Source organism: Bacillus atrophaeus, from assembly GCF_001584335.1.
Classification (GTDB): domain Bacteria; phylum Bacillota; class Bacilli; order Bacillales; family Bacillaceae; genus Bacillus; species Bacillus atrophaeus.
Genome location: NZ_LSBB01000001.1, coordinates 979,132 through 1,003,699, shown reverse-complemented (window position 1 = coordinate 1,003,699; position 24,568 = coordinate 979,132). Strand labels below are relative to the sequence as shown.

Genomic DNA, 24,568 nt, shown 5'->3' with positions numbered 1-24,568 from the left:
TTTATAGACTGTTTTTTCGCTCTTGTCCTGCCTTATACTATTATACGCAAGTCTAAAAGTATAAGGGATGTGGCTATATGAATGACAAAAAAAACGTCTTAGATCCTGGTCCGTTTTTTCATGGTACTAAAGCAGAACTGAAAATTGGAGACCTGCTTGAACCGTTGTATTTATCCAATTATCAGGATAAAAAATCTAACTATATCTATTTTACTGGAACATTAAACGCTGCTAAATGGGGTGCTGAATTAGCAAGATCTAATTCAAAAGAGAGAATTTATATTGTAGAACCATTAGGCGATTTTGAAAATGATCCGAATTTAACTGACAAAAAATTCCCTGGAAACCCAACACGTTCTTATAGATCTAAATCTCCTTTGAAAATAGTAGCTGAATTAGGTTCATGGGAAAGGCATTCAGATGAAGAAATAAATCATATGCTTACATCTTTAAAAAAGTTAAGTGAAGAAGGAAAAAATGTAATATACGATTGATTATCACATTATTAAAACTCCAGCTGAATGCCCAATTAAAGACTTAACTAATTATTACTACACTACCTCTACTGCAAAGTGGGCGAAAATAAAGAACAAGTACGGGCTCAAAGATATTCGGCTCCATGATCTGCGGCATACAATGGTGGCTCTCCTTATTGAAGCCGGTGAAAATATGAGTGCAATTCAAAAACGTGCTGGTCACGCAAGCAGACGAATAACATCAGATATTTTCGGTCACGTTACCGAAAAACTTGAAAATGAGACAGCTCAATATTTTGATCAATTTAACCCGAAATTTAAGGTGAAAAGCAACTAAATGACCTCAAAATAAAATTTCGGTCCCCAAATCGTTCCCAATTGCTTATTTGGGTTATTGGCTCTATTCCTGACAAACAAAAAAACCCTTATAGAATAAGGGTTTTGAAGGTATGGAGCCAAGGGGGCTCGAACCCCTGACCTCTACGCTGCCAGCGTAGCGCTCTCCCAGCTGAGCTATGGCCCCGTGTTATAACGTCATGTTTTATTATAGAAGATTTTTTTTGGAAACACAAGTTGTTTTTTTCTTTTTAGAGGAACTTTTTTATTTGATTTTCGTACGTATAGCAGACGAGGTGACTGTTATGGAAAAGAGAAGTAAGAAAAAAAGAAGCGAGTGGTTTGAATATGCTGATTTATTTGAAGTGTTGTTTTATGGAATTAGATTTATGATAAGGAAGACATTTTTATTGCTGCATCATCTTAAATGATTGATTCCTAAATAAAAAATAAGACCTGCTCAGAGGTCTTATTTTTATTTTAGAAGAAGATCATCAGCAACACAATGCCGAGAATGATTCTGTAGATCGCGAATGGAACAAGCTTGATTTTGTTAATGAGCCGTAAGAAAAAGCGGACGACGAACAGAGCCACGATGAACGCACTGATAAAGCCGACGGAAAAAAACGGCAGAAGATCCGCGTTTAAGCTATCCCAGTTTTTCACAAGCGTTAAAGTGCTTGCGCCAATCATGATCGGAATCGCCATAATGAAAGTGAAGTCGGCGGCGGCTCGGTGATTTAAACCGAGAATGACACCTCCGGCGATTGTTGAGCCTGAACGGGAAAAGCCCGGCCATAATGCGAGACATTGAAATAATCCGGCTCCGATCGCTTGTTTATATGTGATTCGGTCCACCGTTTCCGTTGTTTCTTTTCTTTTGTTCATAAAGTCGGCCGCAAGCATCAATATGGCACCGGCGATTAAACCGAATGCTACGGTTTTGACGGAAAACAAATATTGATCAATGTAATCTTCGAACAAAAAGCCGAGGATTGTGGCAGGAACAAGACCTACTGCAATTTGGGCAATGCTCAGTTTGTGCCCTTTCGTTTGATCGCTTGTGATGTTTTTTTTCATTCCCAGCAAATTCAGAATACGGTCTTTAAATACAATGGCTACGGCCAGAATTGAACCTAGCTGGATGACCACTTTAAATGTGTTTGCCGCTTCAGGCGTCATGAGGCTCTTAGATTTGAGCCAGATGTCATCAACTATGATCATATGTCCCGTAGAAGAAACCGGCGCGTACTCTGTTAACCCCTCTACTATCCCTAAAACAGCTGCTACAAAAATCTCCCATAGAGTCATGATTTTCTTCCCTTCATCAGACATTTATTTTTGGCAAAACTGAAGCTTTCCATTAATGGAAAGCCCGTCTTCTATAAATATCGGTCATGCCTACTTTTTATGACCTGCAGCACGTCCATTTTTTTCTTCACCGTATAAATTGGAGCGCATTTTAAACCAGTCAAATAAATGGGTTGTTATCACTTTAACTACGGCATAGCCGGGGATTGCCAGAATAATTCCGACAACGCCGAAAAGCTTGCCTGCGGTTAAGAGAACGAAAATGATGGTGATGGGATGAATATGAAGGTTTTTCCCCATAATTTGCGGAGAAATCAGTTTCCCTTCAATCAGCTGGACGATTGTCCACACAATCACAAGCTTCAGCAGCATAAGAGGCGATGTGACAAGCGCAATGATAATGGCGGGTGTAATCGCGATTGTCGGGCCCAAATACGGAACAATGCTTGTACATGCTGCGATGATCGCAAGCAGAGATGCATAATCTAGACCGATAATCAGATAACCGATAAATAGCAAAAAACCGATGCAGAAGCTGACGATAATCTGGCCTCTGATATAGGAACTTAAACGGTGGTTCATTTCGCTTAATACAGTGAATGTCTGTTCTTTTAAGCGAGTCGGCACAAATTTTAATATGTAAACCGGCAATTTCTTTCCGTCTTTTAACAGATAGAAAAGAATAAATGGCACCGTTATAATAGAAATCACGATCTCGGTAATCGCGCCGATAAAATTCCCCACGCCTGTAAATGTGCTGTTCACAATTGTTGCCGCCTGATCTGATACTTTGTTGGCCAGATCTGAAATATTAATATTCATCGTCTGCTGCGCCTGATTGACAAAATCACTGCCGATCAGCTGTGCGGTCTGATCTTCTACAATATCCACATATCTCGGCAGATTATCAATCAAACTCATGATCTGCTCTTTCAAAAATGGAATGATTGACACGATGGTGATCGTAATCAGCCCGATAATTAAGATATATAGCAGCAAAATGGAATAAATCCTTTTTACTTTTCTCCGTTCAAGGAAATCGACTATAGGATTTAGCAGATAAAAGACAATGCCCGTTAAAATAATTGGCAGTGATATTGTTTTGAGCAGAACGATAATTGGAGTAAAGATAAATGATGTTTTAGTAAAAACCAGTATATTTAAGCCGATGAGCAGCAAAACAAGTAAAAATAAGACAAATTTATTATCTAAGAAGAATCGCTTGAATCTGCCGCTCCATGTTTGCAACGTTTCCACTGTCGTTCCTCCGTCATACATATTTTATTTAAATTGTACACTATCGCTCATATAATGAAAAATGAAAACCGCTTAAGAATTGGATTTTTCTGTTGTTCATGCAACTGACACTGGTAGTATTGCCGCGGTCCATCCCGATATAGCTTAGATTTTCAGATAAAATAAAAAATGCTTGTGCCGCCAAAGCTCGCCGTTTTCGCTTTCATATTTGTTTCCGTCTCTCTTTATCCCTTTTCTCAGAAAAAACAGCTATAATTAAAGATATCTTGTATAAAAAGGAGCAATCATTATGATTCGATTTGCAATTGTAGGAACTAATTGGATTACGGAACGTTTTCTCCAATCCGCGTCTGATATTCAAGATTTTCAGTTAACTGCTGTTTATTCAAGATCAGATGAACGCGCTGCCGAATTTGCAAAAACACACGGCGCCGCCCATTCTTTCTCAAACCTTCAGGACATGGCGGCGAGCGACTGCTTTGACGCCGTATACATCGCCAGCCCGAATGCTTATCATAAAGAACAGGCCATTCTCTTTATGAACCACGGCAAGCATGTATTGTGCGAAAAACCGCTTGCTTCAAACGCCAAAGATGCTGCCGATATGATTTCAGCGGCTAAGGCAAATGAAGTTGTCTTAATGGAAGCCATGAAGACAACCTTTCTCCCTAATTTCGTCAATATACAAAACCACATACATAAAATCGGGGAAGTCCGAAGATTTACCGCAAGCTACTGCCAATACTCTTCCCGATATGATGCTTTTAGAAACGGCACCGTGCTTAATGCGTTTAAGCCTGAATTGTCCAATGGTTCATTAATGGATATAGGAGTGTATTGTATATATCCCGCGGTTGTACTGTTCGGCGAACCAAAGGAAGTCAAAGCGAGCGGATACCTCTTATCATCCGGCGTTGATGGAGAGGGAACGGTTATTCTGTCGTATGACGGGTTGGAAGCCGTTCTGATGCATTCTAAGATTGCTACATCTTATTCCCCTGCAGAAATTCAGGGAGAAGACGGAACCATAATATTAGATACCGTTCACCGGCCTGAAAAGGTTGAAATTCGATACCGTGACGGACGTGTTGAGGACATATCAGTCGCCGACGATAAACCTGCCATGTTTTATGAAGCTGCCGAATTCATCACATTAATCAAAGAGCAACAGCTTGAATCTGCCGGAAATACATTCGGCCGCTCGTTGATGACCTTAAACATTATGGATGAAGCCAGAAAACAAATCGGTGTGGTTTTTCCAGCTGATCATTAAAAAATCCGCCGCGGCTGTTGGCCGTCGGCGGATTTCCTTACATTATTCACCCGCTAAAATGTCGGCAAACGCTTTTGCGTACTGCGGAAGGTCGGGCGGGCGGCGGCTTGAAACGAGATGTCCGTCTACAACAACTGCTTCATCAAACCATTCAGCCCCTGCATTTGTCATATCATCCTTAATGCCCGGTGTGCTTGTTACTTTTTTACCTGACAATATTCCCGAGGAAATAAGCACCCAGCCTGCATGACAAATCTGGCCGATTGGTTTTTCTTTTTTATTCATCGTGCGAATGATCTCCAAAACCTCCGGATATCTTCTGAGTTTATCAGGAGCCCAGCCGCCTGGAACAAGCACCGCATCGTATTCATTCACGTTAATGCTTTTGAAATCATAATCGGAAACAGCCGGAACACCGTATTTCCCTTTATATTGATGGTTCGCCTTTTCTCCTGCCAAATGGACGATTGCCCCTTCTTCTCTCAGCCGGTAAACAGGATACCAAAGCTCTAAATCTTCAAAATCATCACTGACGAAAGCGATGACCTTTTTCCCTTCAAGTCTCATATAGACAGCTCCTTTCTTTCCCCCAGTGTACGACATGATTCGCGGTTAAGGAAATAAAAGCTCTCACACTGTTTGGGACGGCGCCTGTCTTTTAAACAGAACTTCCCGTTCATATTGCTTTACTTCTTTCAGCCATGCCTCTTTTACCGGAACACCCATTTGTTCGCAGTAGTAATCCCAGATGGCGCCGAATGGGTACGTTTTGAACTCTTCGAATAAAGCCAGCCTTTCTGTGAAGCGCCCTTCTTCTTGTAATTGTTTTAAATGTCCGTTCGGCACAAGCATTGCATACAATAACGCTTTAATCATATTGCGCGTCCCGATTGTCCAAGCGGCGACTCGGTTAATGCTGGCATCAAAGAAATCGAGGCCGATCATGACGTTATCCAATGCCTCATTACGGACTATTTCAAGGGCAATTTCGCGCAGTTCATCGTCTAACGTGATGACATGGTCACTATCCCAGCGGACCGGGCGCGAGACGTGCAGGGCGAGCTTGTCACTGTAAAGCAGCATTGCTGAGATTTTGTTTGACACCGCTTCTGTCGGATGAAAGTGGCCAGTATCAAGTAAGCACAGCTTATTATTTTTAAGCGCGTAGCCGAGATAAAATTCATGTGAGCCGACGACAAATGACTCTGAACCCAATCCGAATAATTTGCTCTCTACAGAGTCGAGATTGTGTTTCTCGCTGATGTTTTCCTTAAAGATTCGATCTAATGACTCTTTTAATCTTTTTCTCGGTGTCAGCCTGTCGCTTGGGATGTCTTTATAGCCGTCCGGTATCCAGATGTTTGTTAAACAAGGCGTTCCTAATTCTTTGCCAAAATACTCACCGATACGTCGGCACGCTATGCAGTGATTGATCCAAAATTCCCTGATCTCTATATCAGGGTGGGAGAGTGTAAGACCGTCGGCCGCTTTGGGGTGTGAAAACAATGTCGGATTAAAATCTAATCCAAGGCCGCGATCTTTTGCCCATCTCACCCATTTTTCAAAATGGCGGGGCAGCAGTTCATCACGTTCGACAGCTTCCCCACTTGTTTCTGCATAAATGGCATGCAAGTTTACACGGTGTTTTCCCGGAATAAGAGAGAGTGCTTTCTCTAAATCTCTTCTTAATTCTTCAGGGGTATGCGCTTTTCCGGGGTGGTTTCCCGTCACGTCAATACCTCCGGAAAGTTCGCTTTTATTCGGTTCAAACCCTTCGATGTCATCACCCTGCCAGCAATGGATTGAAATCGGGACTTGTTTTATTTTCTCTAAGACTTGTTCTACATTTATTCCCCATTTTTCGTACTCTTGTTTTGCTCTTTCAAAGTTCTCATTACTTGTCATCTCGGCTTCAATCCTTTCTCTGAATAAAGATTAAGACAAATGAAATACTTCCTGTAAGTCTTTTGAAACCGGGCTGTGGTCAGGATTTGTTTTCATTAATGGCGACATTGATTTCCACCATTTTTGACAAATCTCCGTTTCCGCCATCTTGCTCCACTTCTCTTCACTCTCTATTTCTAAATAAGCAAATAAACAGCCTGTTTGTTCGTCTAGAAAAATAGAATAGTTATGTGCGCCATGAGCTTTCAGCGCTTCTGCCATCTCTGGCCAAATTTCGTCGTGACGTTTCTTGTATTCCTGATACTTATTTTGATGAACAAACATAACGCCTGCTTTTCTTTTCAAGATCATCACCGCTTTCATTATCTGAATTAACAGCGCTTACAAAACTGTCCGCTTAAATAATTGAATCATAGAATCCCGGTCTGTTTCCTGCGGAGTGAAGGCTTTGATGTCAAATGAGTTCTTTACCAATAGGCGTGCTTGTTTTAGGTCCTGTATTTCTTTTGATGCAATCATTTGCATGAGCAGATTTCCAATTGCCGTCGCTTCCGCCGGTCCGGCGTATACCGTTTTGCCGCACATATCGGCTGTTAGCTGGTTTAGCAGATCATTGTGAGCGCCGCCGCCGACAATGTGAAGCTGCTGAATGAGTCTCCCTGTGATTTGTTCTAAGTCCTTGATGGCAATTGCATAAATGATGGCCAGATTGGTGTAGATGCAGCAGGCCAATTCACCTGCTGTGTGAGGAATCTTTTGGTGCGTTTCCCGGCAATAATCCTGTATTTCCTTTATCATGTTATCAGGATGTAGGAAACGATCATCGTTGAAGTTAACAAATTGCTGGAACGGCACTGTTTTTTGTGCTTCTTCTACTAACTGTGCAAAACTGTAATCTTCTTTTAATTGTTTTCTTACTTCTTGCAACACCCACATACCGATAATATTTTTTAAGAATCGAATGGTCTTAAAAGCGCCCCATTCATTTGTATAGTTGCTATACATAGCCAGATCAGTGAGAATAGGCGTGGCGTTTTCCACACCGATTAACGACCACGTCCCGCTGCTGATATAGGCCCACTCATCACTTTCAGCGGGCGCCGCGATGACCGCTGAGGCTGTGTCATGGGAGGCTACGGTTATCACTTTGCATATCGGCAGATCAAAGGCGGGAAATCGCTCGTTTTTCAGCATGCCGAGTTCCTGTCCCGGTTCTATCAACGGAGCGAATTGCTCCTTCTTTACGGATATCGCATCAAGCAAGTCTTTATCAAATGTTCTTTTTGAGGCATGTAAGAGCTGCATGGTAGAAGCGTTGGTTGCTTCTGTTACACAGTTGCCGGTTAAGCAATAGCCTAAATAATCAGGCACCATTAAAATTCGGTCTGTTTTTTCCAAAACTGCATGGTCCTCTTCATATAACTGATAGATCGTGTTGAAGGGTAAAAATTGTATGCCTGTTTTCTGATAAATGGTTTCTTTGGAGATGGCAACAGTCAGTATGTCAATCGTTCGTTCTGTTCTTTTGTCCCGATATGAGACAACTTCTCGTAAGCGCTTTCCTTTTTGGTCTAATAAAACATAATCTACCGCCCACGTATCAATGCCGACGGTACAGTGCTCATAGCCAAGAGATTTTACTTTTTCCAGACCCTTTATGGTTTGCTCCAATAGATGGTCAATATCCCAGCAGCAAACCCCGTTATGAATCGTAAATCCGTTTGCAAATCTGTGAATTTCCCTTGTTAATAATTTGCTATTTTTTATTTCTCCTATCATTACTCTTCCACTCGACGCCCCTATATCTACCGCGGCATAGACCATCTGCTCTCCACTCTCCTTCAGAGAATCGGCCATTCATTTCTTTTTTTATGATTATCTTATTATACAAACAAAAACATTTCAACAGTATATTCTTTCTTTGTTTTTGTTTTACAGGAAATAAAAAGACAAACAAGCAAAAGTTTGTCTTTTTATGATGAGGGGTGTACGGTTGTCACTTTTACTTTTTTCTCTTCAAGCGCTTTCGTGTATTCCGGATTGATCTTGGAATCGGTGATGATCCGGCTGATGTCATGAATACGCGCAATATGAGAAAACTCACGGCTGCCGAATTTACTTGAATCCGCCATCAGGATTGTCTGGTCTGACCGTTCAATCATCCGTTTCTTTAACAGCGCCTGCCATTCATTTGAGTCGCTCAATCCGCCGTTTATATCAAACCCTTTACAGGAAAGAAATGTTTTGTTTACATGATAGGTCTCAAGGGAACGTTCCGCTAGAGGCCCGACATATGATAAAGATTCAGACAGCAAAAATCCTCCCGTCGATATCACTTCAATTTTGTCTTTTTGACTGAGTTCAATCGCCGCTTTCATTGAATTCGTAATGACGGTCACCTGAATATCGGGAAGTATTTTTGCCATGTACCACGCGGTTGTGCTTGCATCAAGAATGATTCGGTCTCCGCTTTCCACATATTCAGCGGCTTCACGGGCGATCGCTTTCTTTTCCGATACATTTGTGATTTCCCGTTCAGAAAAGTGAACCTCCGACTCCTGCTGCTGAATACTGACCGCGCCCCCATGACTGCGGCTCAGCTTGTTTTCTTTTTCGAGTTTTTCAAGATCGCGCCGAATGGTTTCTTCGGTTACAGAGAATATATCACTCAATTCAGATACACGTATGCTTGAACGTAAATTGACTAATTCGACTATTCTTTGGTGTCGTTCGGCTACTAGCATCGGCAACGCCCTTCCTCTATTCTACGTTGTGCACAGTTTCATTCTGTGTTTTTGTCTTTATATCATAGCATATTTTTTCCTTGGTTCATTACCGTATTTTGTTAGCGTGTGAACGCTGCCGGAACGCCGCCGTCTACCGTAATCATGCAGCCCGTCGTTTTTTCCGCTTTAGAGGATGCTAAAAAAGCGATTGATTCCGCAATATCTTTTGGATAAATATTGACTAACAGGGTTGTGCGTTTTCGGTAATGCTCCTCTAATTGATCTGGTTCAATGCCATACGCCGCAGCCCGTTCTTCCCGCCAACTCGACCCCCAGATCGCCGATCCTTGCAATACGGCGTCAGGCAAAACCGAGTTGACCCGAATGCCATGTTCGCCTCCTTCAGCAGCGATACATCTTGCCAAATGCGTTTCGAGCGCTTTAACCGAGCTGTAGGCGGCTGCGTTTTTCCCTGCGTAAACAGAATTTTTTGATCCGACAAAGACCATATTTCCGCCGGCATTCTGCTGCTTCATTTGTTTGAACGCTTCACGGGCCACTAAGAAATAGCCTGTTCCCAATACATTGATATTGAGATTCCATTCTTTTAACGTGGTTTCTTCAAGCGGACTTGAAGTGGCCAAACCTGCATTATTAACAATAAAATCAACACCGCCGTATGTAAGCGCGGTTTGTTTGAAAGCCTGCTGTACCTCTTCTTCCTTTGTAACATCCATCTTCAGGGCCATTGCGCGGCCTTCTCCGTATGTTTTGTTTATTTCCCCGGCAATTCTTTGAGCGCCCTCAACATTAAGATCAGCTACAACAACGTGCGCGCCTTCCGAAACGAAACGGCGGCAGGCAGCACTTCCGATTCCGCCTGCACCTCCCGTAACAAACGCCACTTTTCGTGAAAACTCAGCTTCTGCCGGTGCCAGAGTGAGTTTGTAAAGCTCAAGCGGCCAGTATTCGATATTGTAAGATTCATTTTCACTTAAAGAAACAAAACGTCCCAAAGCGGAAGAACCTTTCATCACCGCAATCGCCCGATGGTATAATGCGCCGCTTACTTTGGACATTTCCAGGCTTTTCCCTGTGTTTATCATACCAATGCCCGGAATTAATATGACTCTGGGCGCTGATTCAAAGCACTGGTCACCTTTCTGTTTATTGCGTTCAACATACGCTTTATATTCTGATTTAAAACGTGTGATGCCTGCTTTCACGTTTTTCAATAGTGCATCAATGTCTTGTTCTTGCAGATTCCAGTCAACATACAATGGAACGCGCTTTGTATGAACGAGGTGGTCCGGGCAGGCTGCGCCGGTTTGTGAAAGCTCGGGTGCTTTTACACTGTTTACAAATTGCAGAACATCGTCTGCGTCATCGTATGAGAGTATCATTTTCTTTTCACTGCTTACCGCGCCGCGGATGACAGGCATGATCTTCGCTAAGATTTGTCTGCGTTCTTCGGCCTGGAGAGACTCGTATCTTTCGCCTCCAAAAGCGTTTTTTTCTTCAATTCGTTCGTTGATGTACCTCTCTGCTTCGTTAATAATGGAAATGGTTTTTTCATAGCTCTCTGCTGACGTATTTCCCCAAGTGACTAGGCCGTGTTTTTCCATTAAAACCAGCTCAGCGTGCGGGTTGTTTGCCACACCTTCGGCGATCATTTTTGACAAGGTGAACCCGGGACGGACATATGGAACCCACACAAAACGGTTTCCGTATATGTCTTCAGCGATTTGTTTTCCATTATCTGCGCAGCAAATGCTTATGATGGCGTCTGGGTGTGTGTGGTCAATATGTTGATAAGGCAGGAATGCGTGCAGCAGCGTTTCAATAGACGGCCGGGGATGTTTGCTGTCTATCATACAATGAGCCAAGTACTCTACCATTTCCTCATCCGTCATTTCTTCTCTTTCGATTAATGGACGTATGTCTTCCAGCTTTAAGCCGGTAAAGTTATGCGCTTTCATTGTTGCCAAGTCTGAACCGCTGCCCTTTACCCACATGACTTCAATATCTCGGCCTCTAAAATCCTTCTCATAGGTTTTCATAGACGTGTTCCCGCCGCCCCAGTTGCATACAGCGCGGTCTGAGCCGATCAGATTAGAACGGTACACCAATTCTTCGGCTCCCTGCGGCAATCGGTCAGCCTTTTGTTCTTCCCATAAATGCTTCACCATTTTTGTTAACCTCCGTTTCTCTGTTTTTGTTTCTCATTTTATTATATATAACCTTTGTTTATTTTTGAATATTTTTATTTTTTTGTTTTTATAAAAAAGAAAGCAGCATGTCACCATGCCGCTCTCTTGTTAGGTTAAGATTCAATTTTAAATTTTTTCGTAATCTCTTGCAGTTCTTCGGCCATGTTGGCGAGAGTTTCGGCAGATGAGCTGATCTCTTCCATTGAGGCAAGCTGTTCTTCGGCTGAGGCTGCGATGTCTTGTATGCTTGCCGTGCTTTCTTTTGCAACCGCTGAGATGTCGTCTACAGCTGTTGACACTTCTTGTGATCCGGCTGACAGCTGTTCAACCGTTGCATTCATATTTTGCAATTCACCGGAAATTTGTGTCGTCATATCAAAGATTTTTTTGAAGCTTGATGCTGTTTGATCTGTAATGTTCAAGCCTTCTTTGACTTCATGATTGACTGATTGGAACATGGACAGCGATGTGCTGATTTCTCTTACAATCTCTTGGATAAGCGCTTCGATTTCCTTGGCTGAGTCTGCTGATTGGACAGCCAGTTTTCTTACTTCTTCCGCCACCACTGAGAAGCCGCGGCCGTATTCTCCGGCACGGGCCGATTCGATAGCCGCATTTAGCGCCAGCAGATTTGTTTGATCTGCTATACCGTTAATCACATTTAAAATACTGGTGATGTCTTTTGATTTTATCTCCAGCCCTTTTACCACGGCCTCCGCTTTCTGAACGGATTGATCTATCGTTTTCATTTGGCCGACTGTGTGCTCCACTAATGATTCTCCGCTTCCTGCCGTTTCAGAGGATTGAATGGAGGTCTCGGTAATTTTAGCGGAAGCCCGGGCAACTTCGGCGATGCCTGCATTCATTTCAGAAAGGTGTTCTGAGCTTGCTTCCATTTTCTCGCTTTGCGCTTCGTTTCCATTTGAAAACCGCTCGATAGCCAGTGTAATATGTTCGGTCGCCTTGCTTGTTTGTTCGGCGCTGGCCGTCAGTTCTTCTGATGAGGAGGCGACATTTTCAACTGATGTTTGAATGACGCCGATCACAGAGCGCAGTGATGCAGACATTTCGTTAAAGCTTTCACTGAGCTGGCCCAATTCGTTTTTCGATCGAATTTCGATGACTTCCGTTAAATCGCCTCCGCTGATTTTGGCAGATGTTGAGACAAGCTTTCTTAAAGGTTTTGATATGGCTCTGATAATGAAGAAAATTAAAATGCCGCCAATCATCAATGATGCACAAAAAATAATGAGTGCCATGTGTAATACCGGGCTTGACGCATCTTTAATTTCACTGACAAAGAAAGTGCCGGCGATTTTCCAGCCTGTCTGTTTATTTGTCGTAAAGGCCATTTTCTTTTCTTGCCCTTCGAAGGTATATTGGAATTCGCCTTCATTTTTCGAATATACTTCGTTCGTCCACGCTCCTGTACCTGCTGTACCCGGGTCAATCGTCGGATGGGTAATATATTTTTTATCGCCCGTTGTAATAAATGTGAATCCTTTGCGTCCGATTTGAATTCTTTCTGAGGCGGCAAGCAGTTCATCCAGATTTAAATCAAGCGCAACGATACCTGATCCGTCTTTTGTTTGCTGTGAAATGGTGATGACCGTTTTATCTGTTGCTGCATCAGTGTATGGTTCAGAGAAAACCACTTGCCCTTTTTTCTCAACGGCGTTTTTGAACCAATCCCGTGTTGTCGGGTCAAAGTCCTTCGGTACGCCGCCTTCAGGATATCTATATAATGTTTTGTCGTTTGAAGCTGTATAGACCGCTGACACATCGTCATTCAGCATGGTATATTGCTTGAATTTCTCAATTAATAAAGATTTGTTCTTTCCATTAAATAAATCTGTGTTAATCAATTTACTGTAATAATCGAGAGCTTTTGTTTTGTCGTCCAGCTTATTTTGCAGAACGTTGTTCAACTCCTCGACGTTGCCCTTGGCACTGTGCATCAGTTCTTTGTCCAAAGAACTTCCTGCTGATTGATAGCTGAAATATGCTAATACCCCAATTGGCAAAATCAATATTGCCAGAAACGCAGCAATAAGGGGTTTGCTGATTGATGGTTGTTTGATCCATTTCATTAATTTTTTCATTCGTGGTGACTCCTTCTTTAAGATAAAACTATTATCGTCAGATAGGTCAAAAGGTTTAATTTAAAAACTAAAAAAAATACCCGAGAATGTGCTCCCGGGTATTTTTATACGTTAACAGGCTTTATTCAATTGTGAATCGCTTCGTCATGTCTCTTAATTCTTCAGCCATTCGGGACAGTGTCTCCGCTGATGAGCTGATTTCTTCCATTGAGGCCAGCTGTTCCTCGGCAGATGCCGCGATATCTTGGATACCTGCTGAGCTTTCTTTAGCGATGGCCGCAATGTCTTCTGAAGCCCCTGATATTTCTTGGGAGCCCGCGGACAGCTGCTCGACTGTAGCGTTCATATTTTGCAATTCACCCGCAATTTGGTTTGTCATCTCAGAAATTTGTTTAAAGCTGGATTCCGTTTCGTTTGTAATCTCAAGTCCCGTCTTCACTTCGTGATTCACTGATTGGAACATGCCGAGTGATGTATTGATTTCCTTGACGATTTCTTTGATCAGGCCTTCGATTTCTTTTGCGGAATCAGCCGATTGAACCGCTAGTTTTCTCACTTCTTCCGCGACAACGGAGAAGCCCCGTCCGTATTCCCCGGCACGTGCCGCTTCGATGGCAGCGTTTAGTGCCAGCAGGTTGGTCTGATCTGCGATTCCGTTAATGACACGTAAAATGTTTGTAATGTCTTTCGATTTTGTTTCTAATCCTCTTACGACGTTTTCAGCTTCTTTTACAGATTGATCAATCATGTTCATTTGTCCGGCCGTTTTGTGAACCAGCTTTCCTCCGTTACTGGCTGCTTCAGTGGACTGAATGGATGATTCCGTAATGACGGAGGAGGCTTTTGCCATATCCGAGAGGCCGTCATTCATTTGATAGATATGCTCAGCTGCTTCTTCAATTTTTTCACTTTGGCTTTCATTTCCGCTTGAAAATTGTTCAATCGCCATTGTGATATGTTCAGTTGCTTTGCTTGTCTGTTCAGCCGACGCCGTCAGCTCCTCAGAAGAAGACGCGACATTGTCGACAGAATCTTGGATGGCATGAATGAGCGAACGGAGTGAGCCTGCCATATGATTAAAGCTGTTTCCTAAATCACCTAATTCATCCTTTGAACGGATGTCAATGGTTTCAGTGAGATCTCCCTCACTGATTCGTTTTGAAGAAACCACAAGTTTTTTCAGAGGGCCGGTAATTGAGCGGATGATGAGCGTCATTACGACAAGCCCCGCAGCAATGGCGGCCGTAAGAACGATTAACGCGAGATGAAGCACGGGTACAGCTGCCTCGTGAATTTCATCCTGATACATGGTTCCTGAGATTTTCCATCCGGTTAATGTATTGGTATCAAACACCATTTTTTTCTCTGAGCCTTCATAAGCATATTGAAAATCGCCTTTCTTATTATCATAAAGCTGATTCACCCAATCGCCCTTTTGCTCGGTTCCCGGTGTTTGTTCAGGGTGGGCGACCACTTTTTTGTCTTTGCCCAGAATAAATCCGTAGCCTTCTTTCCCGATTTTCACTTTTTTCGTCGTTTCTAAAAGCTGGTCGATGGTCATATTAATGGCGACTACCCCTGACCCGTCTTTTGTCTGCTGGGCGATCGTCACCACCATTGTATCTGTGGAAGCTGTTTTATAAGGATCTGTAATCACCACTTTTCCTTTGCTTTCCACAGCTTTTTTGTACCAGTCCCGTTCGACCGGATTATAATTTCTCGGCATAGGGATGTCCGGATAACGCGTAAATGACCCGTTTTGATCACTTGTGTAAATAGATTCAACATCTTTATTGAGACTGATATATTGTGCGAATTTGTCTTTTATTGAAGCTTTTTTGTCTTTGTACACTTTTTGATTCAGCCATTCGCTAAAGTAAGCAGTGCTGTCTTCTTTTTCGCCGATATTGTCATTAATGATTTCATTCAGCTGCTGAACATTTTCTAATGCGCTGCCCATCATCTGTTTATCAAGCGAGCTCTTTGTGGATTGATAGGCGCTAAAGGCCAATATAGAAATTGGAATAATAAGAATGATCAAGAAAGATACAACTAGTTTTCTTGTAATGGATCGCTGTTTGATTAGATTGATTAGTTTTTTCATTTATTCATTTCTCCTTAACTAGGTTATTCTTCATATCGGCTCTATATGGGTAAATATATACAAAGTTAAAAGATAAATCAGATAAAAAGAACTTTATACCTAAAGTTAGATAGTAATATATACCTATTTAAAATGAAAAAGCACCCTTGTGATGGGGTGCTTTTTCACATTTCAGACTCTATTCTATTTTAAAACGCTTTGTCAGCTCGCGAAGTTCTTCCGCCATTCCCGCTAATGTATTGGCTGATGAGCTGATTTCTTCCATTGAAGCAAGCTGTTCCTCCGCCGATGCTGCAATATCTTGAATACTTGCCGCACTTTCTTTTGAAATGGCTGAAATCTCCTCTGATGCCCCGGATATTTCTTCTGAGCCTGCGGAAAGCTGTTCGACTGTGGCGTTGATATTTTGCATTTCTCCCGCGATTTGGTTTGTCTTTTCCGATATATCATCAAAGCTTGCCTTGGTTTGATTGGTTATGACAAGTCCTGCCTCCACCTCTTGATTGACGGATTGGAACATGCCTAGTGATGTATTGATTTCTTTGACAATATCATTAATCAGGGTTTCAATTTCCTTGGCTGAATCCGCCGATTGCACGGCAAGTTTTCTTACTTCTTCAGCTACTACGGAAAAGCCGCGGCCATATTCTCCCGCCCGCGCCGCTTCGATGGCCGCGTTTAAGGCAAGCAGATTGGTTTGATCCGCTATTCCATTAATGACACGCAAAATATTTGTAATATCTTTTGATTTAATCTCCAGGCCCTTCACTACCTGCTCAGCTTCTTTTACAGATTGGTCAATGGCAGTCATCTGGCCCGTCGTTTTTTGGACAAGCTGTTCTCCGGCTCCCGATATTTCAGTTGATTGAATGGAAGATTCCGTAATTACTGCTGTGACGCGCGCCATGTCGCTCAGACCGTCTTTCATTTCGTTTATCTGTTCTGTTGTCGTTTCGATTTTGTCACTTTGCGCATCGCTGCCGTTTGAAAATCGTTCAATTGCCATTGTAATATGTTCAGTCGCTTTGCTTGTTTGGTCAGCCGAAGCCGTCAGCTCTTCTGATGAAGCCGCTACATTCTCGACTGAGTCCTTAATGCCGTGAATCAGAGAACGGAGGGAGTGCAGCATGTCATTGAAGCTTTGGCTTAACACCCCCAGTTCGTCTTTTGATCTAGCCTCTATTGTTTCAGTCAAATCGCCGTTGCTGATCTTTTTCGCCGATGCGACAAGGTGCCTTAATGGTTTTGTGATCGAACGGATAATAAAGTAGATTGCGGTCACTCCGCATATGATTGCGATTCCGAGTACGATCCATGCTTTAATTAAGACATCTCTTGCCGCCTGCTTAATTTCATCCGCATACATCGTTCCGCTGATTTTCCAGCCCGTTGTATCACTCGTTTCAAAAGCCATTTTTTTCGCCTTATTATCGTGCTTGTATTCGAAGTCGCCGTTTTTCTCATTAAAAAGTTTATCAACCCACTTCCCTTTTAATTCAGTTCCTGCTTTTTCACCGGAATAGGCGATGACTTTTTTATTTGCACTTAAAATAAAGGCGTATCCTTTCTCTCCGATATTAATTGCTTTTGCTGTTTTGACCAGACCGTCTATTTTCATATCAACAGCAACTACCCCTGAACCGTCTTTTGTCTGCCTGGCGATGGTGACGACCATTTTTCCCGTCGAGATGGATTCATATGGCTCACTGATAATCGCTTCTCCTTTATGTGCAACCGCTTCTTTATACCAGTCTCGTTCTAAGGAATTAAAATCATCCGGCATGTCTGCTTTCGGATAGCGAGTGAATGTTCCGTCATTGCTGCTTGAAAATACAGCTTCAACCTCGTCATTCATCTGAATAAATTGTTCAAATTCTTGGTAAAGCTTTTTTTGGTTCTTTTCTTTTAATTTCTCGGCGGTTACGTCTTTGCTGAAAAATTCCGTATACTTTTTATTGCTGTTAACTTTTTCATTGATTATTTTATCTAATATTGCGACATTTTCCTTCGCGCTTTGCACCATCTGTTTTTCAAGTGATGAGACCGCCGATTTATAAGCACTTGTTGCGAGTACAGCGATTGGAAGAATCAAGATTAAAAAAAATGAAATAATGAGTCTTCTGCCAATAGATGATTTTCGCACCGTGGTGATTGTTTTTTTCATTAGCTGGATACCTCTTTCAATAATTTACATATTATATCGGATGATATTCCTTATAATTACATTGAAAAAGAAGGTAAAAATGAAAATTAGTTCTAAATACTCTGTAATAAAAGGGTCTTTATTCTTAATTTTATTGACTATATAAAAAACAGCACCTCCCATCTCGGGAAAGTGCTGTTTTTTCTTATGATTCTATTTTAAATCGTTTTGTTAAATCGCGCAGTTCTTCTGCCATCTGCGCTAACGTATTCGCTGAGGAACTGATCTCTTCCATCGACGCGAGCTGCTCTTCGGCTGATGCCGCGATGTCCTGAATGCTTGCTGAACTTTCTCTTGATACGTCCGCGATGTCACTGACTGCTGACGTGACGTGCTGTGAGTTGTCAGAAAGCTGCTCCGCTGTGGTATTCATCGTTTGCAGCTTGCCGGCTATTTCATTTGTCATGCCGAATATGTTTTGGAAGCTTTCTTTTGTATCGTCTGTAATGCTAAGCCCGGATTGGACTTCTTGATTCACCGCTTTAAACATATGCAATGATTTTTCAATCTCTGAAACGATTTCTTGAATCAGTTTTTCTATTTCTTTTGAAGAGTCGGCTGACTGGACAGCAAGCTTGCGCACTTCCTCCGCCACAACCGAGAAGCCCCGGCCATACTCTCCGGCTCTTGCAGCTTCAATTGCCGCATTTAACGCAAGCAGATTCGTCTGATCGGCAATGCTGTTTATGACTCTCAAAATGTTTGTGATATCCTTTGATTTTCCTTCCAGTCCTTTTACCACAGATTCAGCCTGCTGCACTGACTCATTTATGGAATTCATTTGTCCGACGGTTTGCTGGACAAGCTGTTCTCCGGTTCCCGCAATTTCTGTGGACTGCAAAGAAGCTTCTGTAACGGCTGATGTGGTTTGGGTCATATGGTGCAGACCGTCATTCATCATACTCAGCTGCTTGGAGCTTGACTCGACTTTTTCGCTTTGATCTTCATTGCCGTTCGAAAATTGTTCAATCGCCATCGTAATATGCTCAGTCGCCTTGCTTGTTTGCGAAGCGGACGCTGTAAGCTGTTCAGATGAAGCCGCGACATTGTCGACAGAATCTTGAATGGCGCTGATCAAGGAGCGTAAAGATTCTCCCATCTCGTTAAAGCTATCGCCGAGCTCGCCTAGTTCATCCTTCGATCGGATTTGAACCGTTTCAGTCAAATCGCCGCTGCTGATTTTTTGAGACGACTGTACGAGGCGTTTTAACGGTCTTGTGATTGAGCCGACAATGAAAATGATCAGGATTCCGCCAATGAGAATGGAGGCGGCAAGTACGATCATGCCCATATTAAGCACCGGCTGTGAGGCCTCTTCGATTTCACTTTTATACATTGTTCCGGCTATTTTCCAGCCTGTCAGTTTATTTGTCGTAAAGGCCATTTTTTTATCTTCATTTTTCTTGCTGTATTGTACTTGCCCGCTGTCATTATCATACATGTCGGCTACCCAATCGCCGGACAGCTTTTCACCTGATTTATGGTCTCGATGGGCCACATACGTTTTATTTTTAGTTGCGATGAAGACATAGCCTTTTTTACCGATCTTGATTTGTTTCATCTGTGCAAGAAGCTGGTCTATCGTAATATCCATAGCGATAACGCCTGAACCGTCTTTTAATTCTTGCGCGATCGTAATGACCATGCTTCCGTCATTGGCTGCTACATAAGGGTCAGTCACGATAAGTGTGCCGCCGGCCTTTACCGCGTCCTTGTACCAGGGGCGTTCCCTCGGGTCATAGCCGTCCGGCACTTTTTCTGTCGGGGCTTGTACATAAGCGCCGTCTTCCGCTCCTCCGTAAATTCTGGCGACATCTTCATTAATGGAGGTATATTGCGAGAATTTCTCTTCAAGCTGCTGTTGGTTTTTCCCTTCAAATGATTTGGCTTTCAGCAGTTCACTGAAATAAGAAACCGCCTTCGCCTTGCCGTCTAAATTATTCGTAATGGTTGTATCGAATGTGTTGACATTATTTTTTGCGTTTCCCATGATTTCCTGATCGAGCGTGCCGCTTGCCGTGCGATATGAGCTCCATTCTAAAATGAGAATCGGGATGATTAGGATGATGCAAAAGGAAATAATTAATTTCTTTGATATGGACGGACGTCTAAGCCAATTAATAAATGTCTTCATGTATTGTTGCTCCTTCGGGGTTAGATACATTATATATCGGCTGCTTTAAAAAGTTTTATAATATCAAGATCGTCTTTTTTACGGTTATCTCACTTTTGGGCCTCTCCGAAAAGAGTTTTCATTGCCCAAGCTTGATGCATATCTTATAAAAAAGCTTAGGGGGGCTTTAGATGATTATTGTATCAGGACAATGGCTCCGTCCCCAGGATACGGCAAACTGGCAGATTGAAGAGGGTCTGCATCCGCTGCTAAACGAGATGATCGCTTCACCCATTCAGTTTGACTACAATTCTGTCGCTGAACTTATTTTCGAACTAAATATACGCAAAAACATCGTGGCATCGGCCAGAGCGCTGCATCAAAGCGGCGCGAAATTCGCTACCTTCGTCAAAACGTATGGGAATAAGGCATTCTGGAGAGTTTCGCCTGAAGGGGCTTTAGAGTTGAAATACAAAATGCCGCCTTCAAAGGCTATTCGGGATATTTTTGAAAACGGGACATTTTACGCGTTTGAATGTGCGACCGCTATCGTCGTGATTTATTATATGGCCGTACTTAAAACCATCGGTGATGACAGGTTTGATTTGAACTTCCAGAGAATAACGCTTTATGATTGGCACTATGAAAAGCTGCCGATTTACACGGAAGCCGGCCGCGATTTTGTAATAGGAGATTGTTTATATTTTAATAATCCGGACTTTAATCCGCAAAAAGCGCAGTGGAGAGGGGAAAATGTCATTTTATTAGAAAAGGATCAGTATTTCGCCCACGGCCTTGGCATTTTGAGCGGTGAAAAAATCATTGAAAAGCTGAATTCCTTTAGAAAAAAAGACGCCGTACAGTCCGCTTACCTTCTTGCACAAGCGACAAGACTGGACATTCCATCTCTCTATCGTACGATGCATTAAAAAAATCCCATCGTCTATCGGGATGACGATGGGATTTGTAATGCTTTTCTTTTTCTGTAGAACGGGACTGTGCCAAGATACTGATTCGCGGCCCACTCCATCTTTTCAAGGTCATGCCTTGTGACGATCGGATCGCGTCCGCTCCATCTGATCAAGCGGACAAAATAATAACCTTTGATCGGCGCCATGATTACTTTAGAATGAGGCCAGCCTTCAAATACAAATTGTATTTCTCCTCTTTTTTTATACGAATACTGAAGGATATTCATTAGCAGTCACCTCCGTTGATTCGCCTTAGGTTTAGCAGAGTTGGTCTAATAAGGTTTTCACATCTGTCGCAGCATGCAGGCCTCCTGCTGATTGTCCGGCCCACAGGGATATATGCCCGGAATCTTGCTGAGCGGCCGCGTTTTGGCGCATCGGCTTTGTTAAAGTGTTCTGAAGAGGATAAGGCAATGTGTCCGCCTCTTCTGACTGTTTTTGCTTCATCCACTCATTGACGATCCCCCTTGCCGGTTTTCCTGAAAACAATGAGGTCAGCCGAGTATCCGTGCCATGAGCGGCAAGCAGTTCCCGTTTGTATATTCTTGATGCTTCGCTTTCTGCACACATAAGAAATGCGGTTCCAACCTGAACTCCTTGAGCGCCGAGGATTTCAGCAGCCTGTACTCCACGGCGGTCAAAAATCCCTCCGGCCGCGATGACAGGAACGTTAACGGCATCAGCCGCCTGCGGAATGAATGCTATCAAGCCCAGAGAGGATTCACCTTTTGCCGGCAGAAAGGTGCCGCGATGTCCTCCCGCTTCGCTTCCTTGCAGCGCGATCATATCCATTCCCCGTTCTTCAAGGGCAACAGCTTCCTCTATTGATGTGGCCGTGCCAATGAGAAAGCAGCCATTGTCCTTTAGCTCCCGCACCGTGGCAGCGGGCGGCATCCCGAATGTGAATGAGCATGCTTTTACCTTATATTTGATGATAAGCTTTATTTTCTCATAAAAATCTTCCCAATCCTGCTCCTCAGTGGTCATCGGCGGAGCCTGTTCTGCCAGCGGTATGCTGGTTTTCCATTTCTCCAGTGCCTTTTCGTCCGGTGTTTCTCTCGATTCAGGGACAAATACATTCACCTGAAAAGAGCGGCTTGTTAACGCCTGCATCTCAGCTATTTGCTTTTCCAGAACTTGCGGGCTGAGATAGCCTGACGCAAGGCTTCCAAGCGCTCCTTCACGAGAGACGGCGGCGGCAAGACGTGGCGTGACAAGCCCGCCGGCCATCGGAGCCTGTATGACAGGCTTTGTCAGCGATAAAATATTCATCCATTCCTTCATGGGCAAAGCCTCCTGTTTATCCCGTTATTTTGATATAGCATGTCCGGGTTCTCGGGCCGTCGAATTCGCAAAAATAAATGCCTTGCCATGTACCGAGCAGCAAGCGGCCGTTTTCGATGATGACATGCTGGGAAGCCCCGACTGTACTTGATTTCAAATGGGCTGCCGTATTTCCTTCCATATGGCGGTCAAGTTCGTGTTCCCACGGATATACCTCATCGAATCTTCTAAGCATGTCTTTTTTTACATCAGGATCGGCATTTTCATTTATCGTAATGCCGGCTGTCGTATGAGGGCAGTAGATTAGCGCCGTGCCGCTTTTCACTCCGGTTTCTTGCAGAAATGCTTCAGCTTCATGAGTGATATCAAGCATTTCATCCCGTTTTTCCGTGTTAATCTGCAATTGTTTCAGCATGTTTTCTCCCCTTTCACTTCTATCTACTTGATTATTCGTTCTATCTTCTTTTTTTCCTGTAAATTTGCGGTCATAAACTTAATTCACAAAAAAACTCCAGTATGAAACTGGAGCCTGGCTACCATACGTATATTCTTGTCTCGTAAGGTTGTAAGAGGATTGAGGTGGTATGCTGATGATGTGTTGTCTCGATGTTCGATAAGACGAGCGAATCTGAGCTTAACGGATAGGCGGGATGTCTGTATAGAGCGGGTGTCTTCGTCAGGTTTGTCAGGATAAGCGCGGTTTGCCGATTGCTCTTTCGCAAGTAAGCAAAGATTTGTTTATCTTCCGGCAGAAGCAATTGGTACAAACCGTAAATAAATACATCATGTTTTCGTCGAAGTGCGATTAGATTTTTATAAAAATGATAAACGGATGCCTTATCCTTCATTTGTGATTTAGCATTCAGCCATGTGTAATTGTCATTGATGCCGATCCACGGGGGAGCATCCGAAAATCCTGCGTACTTGCTTTCATTCCATTGCATCGGAGTTCTTGAGTTATCTCTTCCCTTTTTCCAGATCATCTTCATCACTTCTTTATGAGGAACCCCTTTGGCCGTCTCTATATCGTATAACCGTTTCATCGCCACGTCATCGTAATCTTCAATTGAAGGAAAGGCCACATTTGTCATGCCGATTTCTTGTCCCTGATAGATAAACGGGGTGCCTTTCATCAAAAAGTACATAGCGGCGAGTGCTTTTGCGCTTTCAGTTACATAGGTTTGATCGTCTCCCCATGCGGAGACCGAGCGGGGCTGATCGTGATTCTCCATAAAGAGAGCGTTCCAGCCTACGCCTTCCAAACTGTTTTGCCATTTAGACAAAATCCTTTTCAACTCCGCGACATCAATGCGCTCATCTGCGTCAATATCCCACAAACCAAGGTGTTCAAATTGAAAAATCATATCAAAAATGCCGGATTTTCCTCCGGCCCAATCCGCTGCTTCGTCCGCCGTAACGCCATTCGCCTCTCCGACTGTCACGATCGGATAGCGGGAAAACGTTTCTTTTTTCAGTTCTTTTAAAAAATCCATGATCCCTTCCACGTTCATATGGTACGGAAAAGAGGGGACATATGGAAGATCCTCGGGATTCGGCAGATCGGGAAGCCCTTTCTTTTTCTTGATATGAGAAATGGCGTCCACCCGAAATCCGTCAATTCCTTTGTCCAGCCACCAATTCACCATTTCATAAACGGCAAACCGCATGTTTTGGTTTTCCCAATTCAGATCCGGCTGCTTTTTGTCAAACAGATGGAGATAGTATTGGTCTGTCGTTTGATCGTACTGCCAGGCTGATCCGCTGAAAATGCTTTCCCAGTTGTTCGGTTCTTTGCCGTTTTTTCCATCTTTCCAGATGTACCAGTCCCTTTTTTCGGAGTCTAAGGCCGAGCGTGACTCAATGAACCACGGATGCTCATCACTCGTATGGTTGACGACAAGGTCGATAATCAGCTTCATGCCAAGCTCGTGTATTTCATTAAGCAGGCTATCAAGATCATCCATGGTTCCAAACTCAGTTAAAATCTTTTTGTAATCCCTTATATCATATCCGTTATCCGCATTGGGCGAGTCAAAGACCGGACATATCCAGATGACATCCGCCCCCAAGTCTTTTATGTAAGGCAGCATTGATCTGATCCCGTTGATATCGCCGATTCCATCCCCATTCGAATCCTTGAAGCTGCGGGGATAGATTTGATATACCACCGCTTCTTTCCACCAAGCCTTTTCCATGAAACCACTCCTTACTCATAGTACGGTTATTATATGATATGGAGAAAAAAGGCTAAGAAGCATTCTTTTTTCAGAAAAAAGTCTCTCGCTATTTGCAAGAGA

20 protein-coding genes, 1 tRNA gene and 1 pseudogene are annotated in these 24,568 nt (G+C 43.1%); 5 read left to right on the top strand and 17 right to left on the bottom strand.

Annotated elements, in window-relative coordinates; genetic code table 11:
- Positions 1–77: 77 nt before the first annotated feature.
- Complete coding sequence (gene arr, locus AXI57_RS04925; protein ID WP_061669398.1) at positions 78–494, top strand: NAD(+)--rifampin ADP-ribosyltransferase; 417 nt, start codon at positions 78–80, stop codon at positions 492–494.
- A 52-nt stretch (positions 495–546) separates the two neighbouring features.
- Positions 547–813, top strand: a pseudogene (locus AXI57_RS20645) (tyrosine-type recombinase/integrase); the annotation flags it as partial.
- Positions 814–926: 113 nt separating this feature from the next.
- Here the strand turns inward: AXI57_RS20645 and AXI57_RS04920 are convergent.
- Positions 927–999 (bottom strand) — tRNA-Ala (locus tag AXI57_RS04920).
- A gap of 37 nt (positions 1,000–1,036) precedes the next feature.
- Here AXI57_RS04920 and AXI57_RS04915 point away from each other — a divergent pair.
- Positions 1,037–1,243, top strand: coding sequence for a hypothetical protein (locus AXI57_RS04915; protein ID WP_063236606.1), 207 nt, complete (start codon positions 1,037–1,039; stop codon positions 1,241–1,243).
- Positions 1,244–1,292: 49 nt separating this feature from the next.
- Here the strand turns inward: AXI57_RS04915 and AXI57_RS04910 are convergent, their stop codons facing one another.
- Positions 1,293–2,123 (bottom strand): undecaprenyl-diphosphate phosphatase, encoded by an 831-nt coding sequence (locus tag AXI57_RS04910; protein WP_061669396.1) that lies wholly within the window; start codon positions 2,121–2,123, stop codon positions 1,293–1,295.
- Positions 2,124–2,213: 90 nt separating this feature from the next.
- Positions 2,214–3,380, bottom strand: a complete 1,167-nt coding sequence (locus AXI57_RS04905; RefSeq protein WP_004429956.1) for an AI-2E family transporter — start codon at positions 3,378–3,380, stop codon at positions 2,214–2,216.
- A gap of 289 nt (positions 3,381–3,669) precedes the next feature.
- On the opposite strand from AXI57_RS04905, the gene AXI57_RS04900 reads away from it, so the two are divergent.
- A complete protein-coding gene (locus AXI57_RS04900) occupies positions 3,670–4,653 on the top strand; it encodes a Gfo/Idh/MocA family protein (RefSeq protein WP_061669395.1) in 984 nt (327 codons plus the stop codon).
- A gap of 42 nt (positions 4,654–4,695) precedes the next feature.
- On the opposite strand, the gene AXI57_RS04895 is transcribed toward AXI57_RS04900, so the two are convergent.
- The 10 genes from AXI57_RS04895 to tlpB (AXI57_RS04850) all read right to left on the bottom strand — a co-directional run bounded on the left by AXI57_RS04895 (position 4,696) and on the right by tlpB (AXI57_RS04850) (position 20,037).
- Positions 4,696–5,220 carry a type 1 glutamine amidotransferase domain-containing protein gene (locus AXI57_RS04895; RefSeq protein ID WP_004429950.1) on the bottom strand — a complete coding sequence of 175 codons (525 nt, stop codon included), beginning with the start codon at positions 5,218–5,220 and terminating at the stop codon, positions 4,696–4,698.
- A 63-nt stretch (positions 5,221–5,283) separates the two neighbouring features.
- Complete coding sequence (rhaA, locus tag AXI57_RS04890; RefSeq protein WP_061669394.1) at positions 5,284–6,558, bottom strand: L-rhamnose isomerase; 1,275 nt, start codon at positions 6,556–6,558, stop codon at positions 5,284–5,286.
- 30 nt (positions 6,559–6,588) lie between these two features.
- Positions 6,589–6,903 (bottom strand): L-rhamnose mutarotase, encoded by a 315-nt coding sequence (gene rhaM, locus AXI57_RS04885; protein WP_004429944.1) that lies wholly within the window; start codon positions 6,901–6,903, stop codon positions 6,589–6,591.
- Positions 6,904–6,939: 36 nt separating this feature from the next.
- Positions 6,940–8,382: a rhamnulokinase gene (gene rhaB / locus AXI57_RS04880; protein WP_061669393.1), complete on the bottom strand. Its 1,443-nt coding sequence runs from the start codon at positions 8,380–8,382 to the stop codon at positions 6,940–6,942.
- A gap of 149 nt (positions 8,383–8,531) precedes the next feature.
- Positions 8,532–9,302, bottom strand: coding sequence for a DeoR/GlpR family DNA-binding transcription regulator (locus AXI57_RS04875; protein WP_061669392.1), 771 nt, complete (start codon positions 9,300–9,302; stop codon positions 8,532–8,534).
- Positions 9,303–9,403: 101 nt separating this feature from the next.
- Positions 9,404–11,473, bottom strand: a complete 2,070-nt coding sequence (locus AXI57_RS04870) for a bifunctional aldolase/short-chain dehydrogenase (RefSeq protein WP_061669391.1) — start codon at positions 11,471–11,473, stop codon at positions 9,404–9,406.
- Between the two features lie 134 nt (positions 11,474–11,607).
- Entirely contained in the window at positions 11,608–13,596 is a 1,989-nt protein-coding gene (gene tlpB, locus AXI57_RS04865; protein WP_061669390.1) for a methyl-accepting chemotaxis protein, read from the bottom strand.
- A 121-nt stretch (positions 13,597–13,717) separates the two neighbouring features.
- Entirely contained in the window at positions 13,718–15,700 is a 1,983-nt protein-coding gene (gene tlpB / locus AXI57_RS04860; protein ID WP_061669389.1) for a methyl-accepting chemotaxis protein, read from the bottom strand.
- Positions 15,701–15,878: 178 nt separating this feature from the next.
- Entirely contained in the window at positions 15,879–17,864 is a 1,986-nt protein-coding gene (gene tlpB, locus AXI57_RS22550; RefSeq protein WP_061669388.1) for a methyl-accepting chemotaxis protein, read from the bottom strand.
- A gap of 184 nt (positions 17,865–18,048) precedes the next feature.
- Positions 18,049–20,037, bottom strand: a complete 1,989-nt coding sequence (tlpB, locus tag AXI57_RS04850; RefSeq protein WP_061669387.1) for a HAMP domain-containing methyl-accepting chemotaxis protein — start codon at positions 20,035–20,037, stop codon at positions 18,049–18,051.
- Between the two features lie 170 nt (positions 20,038–20,207).
- On the opposite strand from tlpB (AXI57_RS04850), the gene AXI57_RS04845 reads away from it, so the two are divergent.
- Positions 20,208–20,945 (top strand): protein-glutamine gamma-glutamyltransferase, encoded by a 738-nt coding sequence (locus AXI57_RS04845; RefSeq protein ID WP_061669386.1) that lies wholly within the window; start codon positions 20,208–20,210, stop codon positions 20,943–20,945.
- 14 nt (positions 20,946–20,959) lie between these two features.
- On the opposite strand, the gene AXI57_RS04840 is transcribed toward AXI57_RS04845, so the two are convergent.
- From AXI57_RS04840 to AXI57_RS04825, 4 genes are all read right to left on the bottom strand, one after another.
- Positions 20,960–21,214, bottom strand: coding sequence for a hypothetical protein (locus AXI57_RS04840; RefSeq protein WP_003327205.1), 255 nt, complete (start codon positions 21,212–21,214; stop codon positions 20,960–20,962).
- A 31-nt stretch (positions 21,215–21,245) separates the two neighbouring features.
- Positions 21,246–22,271, bottom strand: a complete 1,026-nt coding sequence (locus AXI57_RS04835; protein ID WP_061669385.1) for a nitronate monooxygenase — start codon at positions 22,269–22,271, stop codon at positions 21,246–21,248.
- Between the two features lie 16 nt (positions 22,272–22,287).
- On the bottom strand, positions 22,288–22,686 hold the full coding sequence (locus AXI57_RS04830; protein WP_061669384.1) for a secondary thiamine-phosphate synthase enzyme YjbQ: 399 nt from the start codon (positions 22,684–22,686) through the stop codon (positions 22,288–22,290).
- A gap of 118 nt (positions 22,687–22,804) precedes the next feature.
- On the bottom strand, positions 22,805–24,466 hold the full coding sequence (locus AXI57_RS04825) for a glycoside hydrolase family 13 protein (protein WP_061669383.1): 1,662 nt from the start codon (positions 24,464–24,466) through the stop codon (positions 22,805–22,807).
- Between the last annotated feature and the right edge of the window lie 102 nt (positions 24,467–24,568).

Excerpts from the sequence above, each read along its gene's own strand:
- tlpB (WP_061669388.1), bottom strand. The coding sequence starts at position 17,864 with ATGAAAAAAACAATCACCACGGTGCGAAAATCATCTATTGGCAGAAGA.
- arr (WP_061669398.1), top strand. The coding sequence starts at position 78 with ATGAATGACAAAAAAAACGTCTTAGATCCTGGTCCGTTTTTTCATGGT.
- AXI57_RS04825 (WP_061669383.1), bottom strand. The coding sequence starts at position 24,466 with ATGGAAAAGGCTTGGTGGAAAGAAGCGGTGGTATATCAAATCTATCCC.
- AXI57_RS04870 (WP_061669391.1), bottom strand. The coding sequence starts at position 11,473 with ATGGTGAAGCATTTATGGGAAGAACAAAAGGCTGACCGATTGCCGCAG.
- tlpB (WP_061669387.1), bottom strand. The coding sequence starts at position 20,037 with ATGAAGACATTTATTAATTGGCTTAGACGTCCGTCCATATCAAAGAAA.
- AXI57_RS04830 (WP_061669384.1), bottom strand. The coding sequence starts at position 22,686 with ATGCTGAAACAATTGCAGATTAACACGGAAAAACGGGATGAAATGCTT.
- rhaB (WP_061669393.1), bottom strand. The coding sequence starts at position 8,382 with ATGGTCTATGCCGCGGTAGATATAGGGGCGTCGAGTGGAAGAGTAATG.
- AXI57_RS04895 (WP_004429950.1), bottom strand. The coding sequence starts at position 5,220 with ATGAGACTTGAAGGGAAAAAGGTCATCGCTTTCGTCAGTGATGATTTT.
- AXI57_RS04900 (WP_061669395.1), top strand. The coding sequence starts at position 3,670 with ATGATTCGATTTGCAATTGTAGGAACTAATTGGATTACGGAACGTTTT.
- AXI57_RS04845 (WP_061669386.1), top strand. The coding sequence starts at position 20,208 with ATGATTATTGTATCAGGACAATGGCTCCGTCCCCAGGATACGGCAAAC.
- tlpB (WP_061669389.1), bottom strand. The coding sequence starts at position 15,700 with ATGAAAAAACTAATCAATCTAATCAAACAGCGATCCATTACAAGAAAA.
- rhaA (WP_061669394.1), bottom strand. The coding sequence starts at position 6,558 with ATGACAAGTAATGAGAACTTTGAAAGAGCAAAACAAGAGTACGAAAAA.
- AXI57_RS04875 (WP_061669392.1), bottom strand. The coding sequence starts at position 9,302 with ATGCTAGTAGCCGAACGACACCAAAGAATAGTCGAATTAGTCAATTTA.
- AXI57_RS04840 (WP_003327205.1), bottom strand. The coding sequence starts at position 21,214 with ATGAATATCCTTCAGTATTCGTATAAAAAAAGAGGAGAAATACAATTT.
- AXI57_RS04835 (WP_061669385.1), bottom strand. The coding sequence starts at position 22,271 with ATGAAGGAATGGATGAATATTTTATCGCTGACAAAGCCTGTCATACAG.
- tlpB (WP_061669390.1), bottom strand. The coding sequence starts at position 13,596 with ATGAAAAAATTAATGAAATGGATCAAACAACCATCAATCAGCAAACCC.
- AXI57_RS04910 (WP_061669396.1), bottom strand. The coding sequence starts at position 2,123 with ATGACTCTATGGGAGATTTTTGTAGCAGCTGTTTTAGGGATAGTAGAG.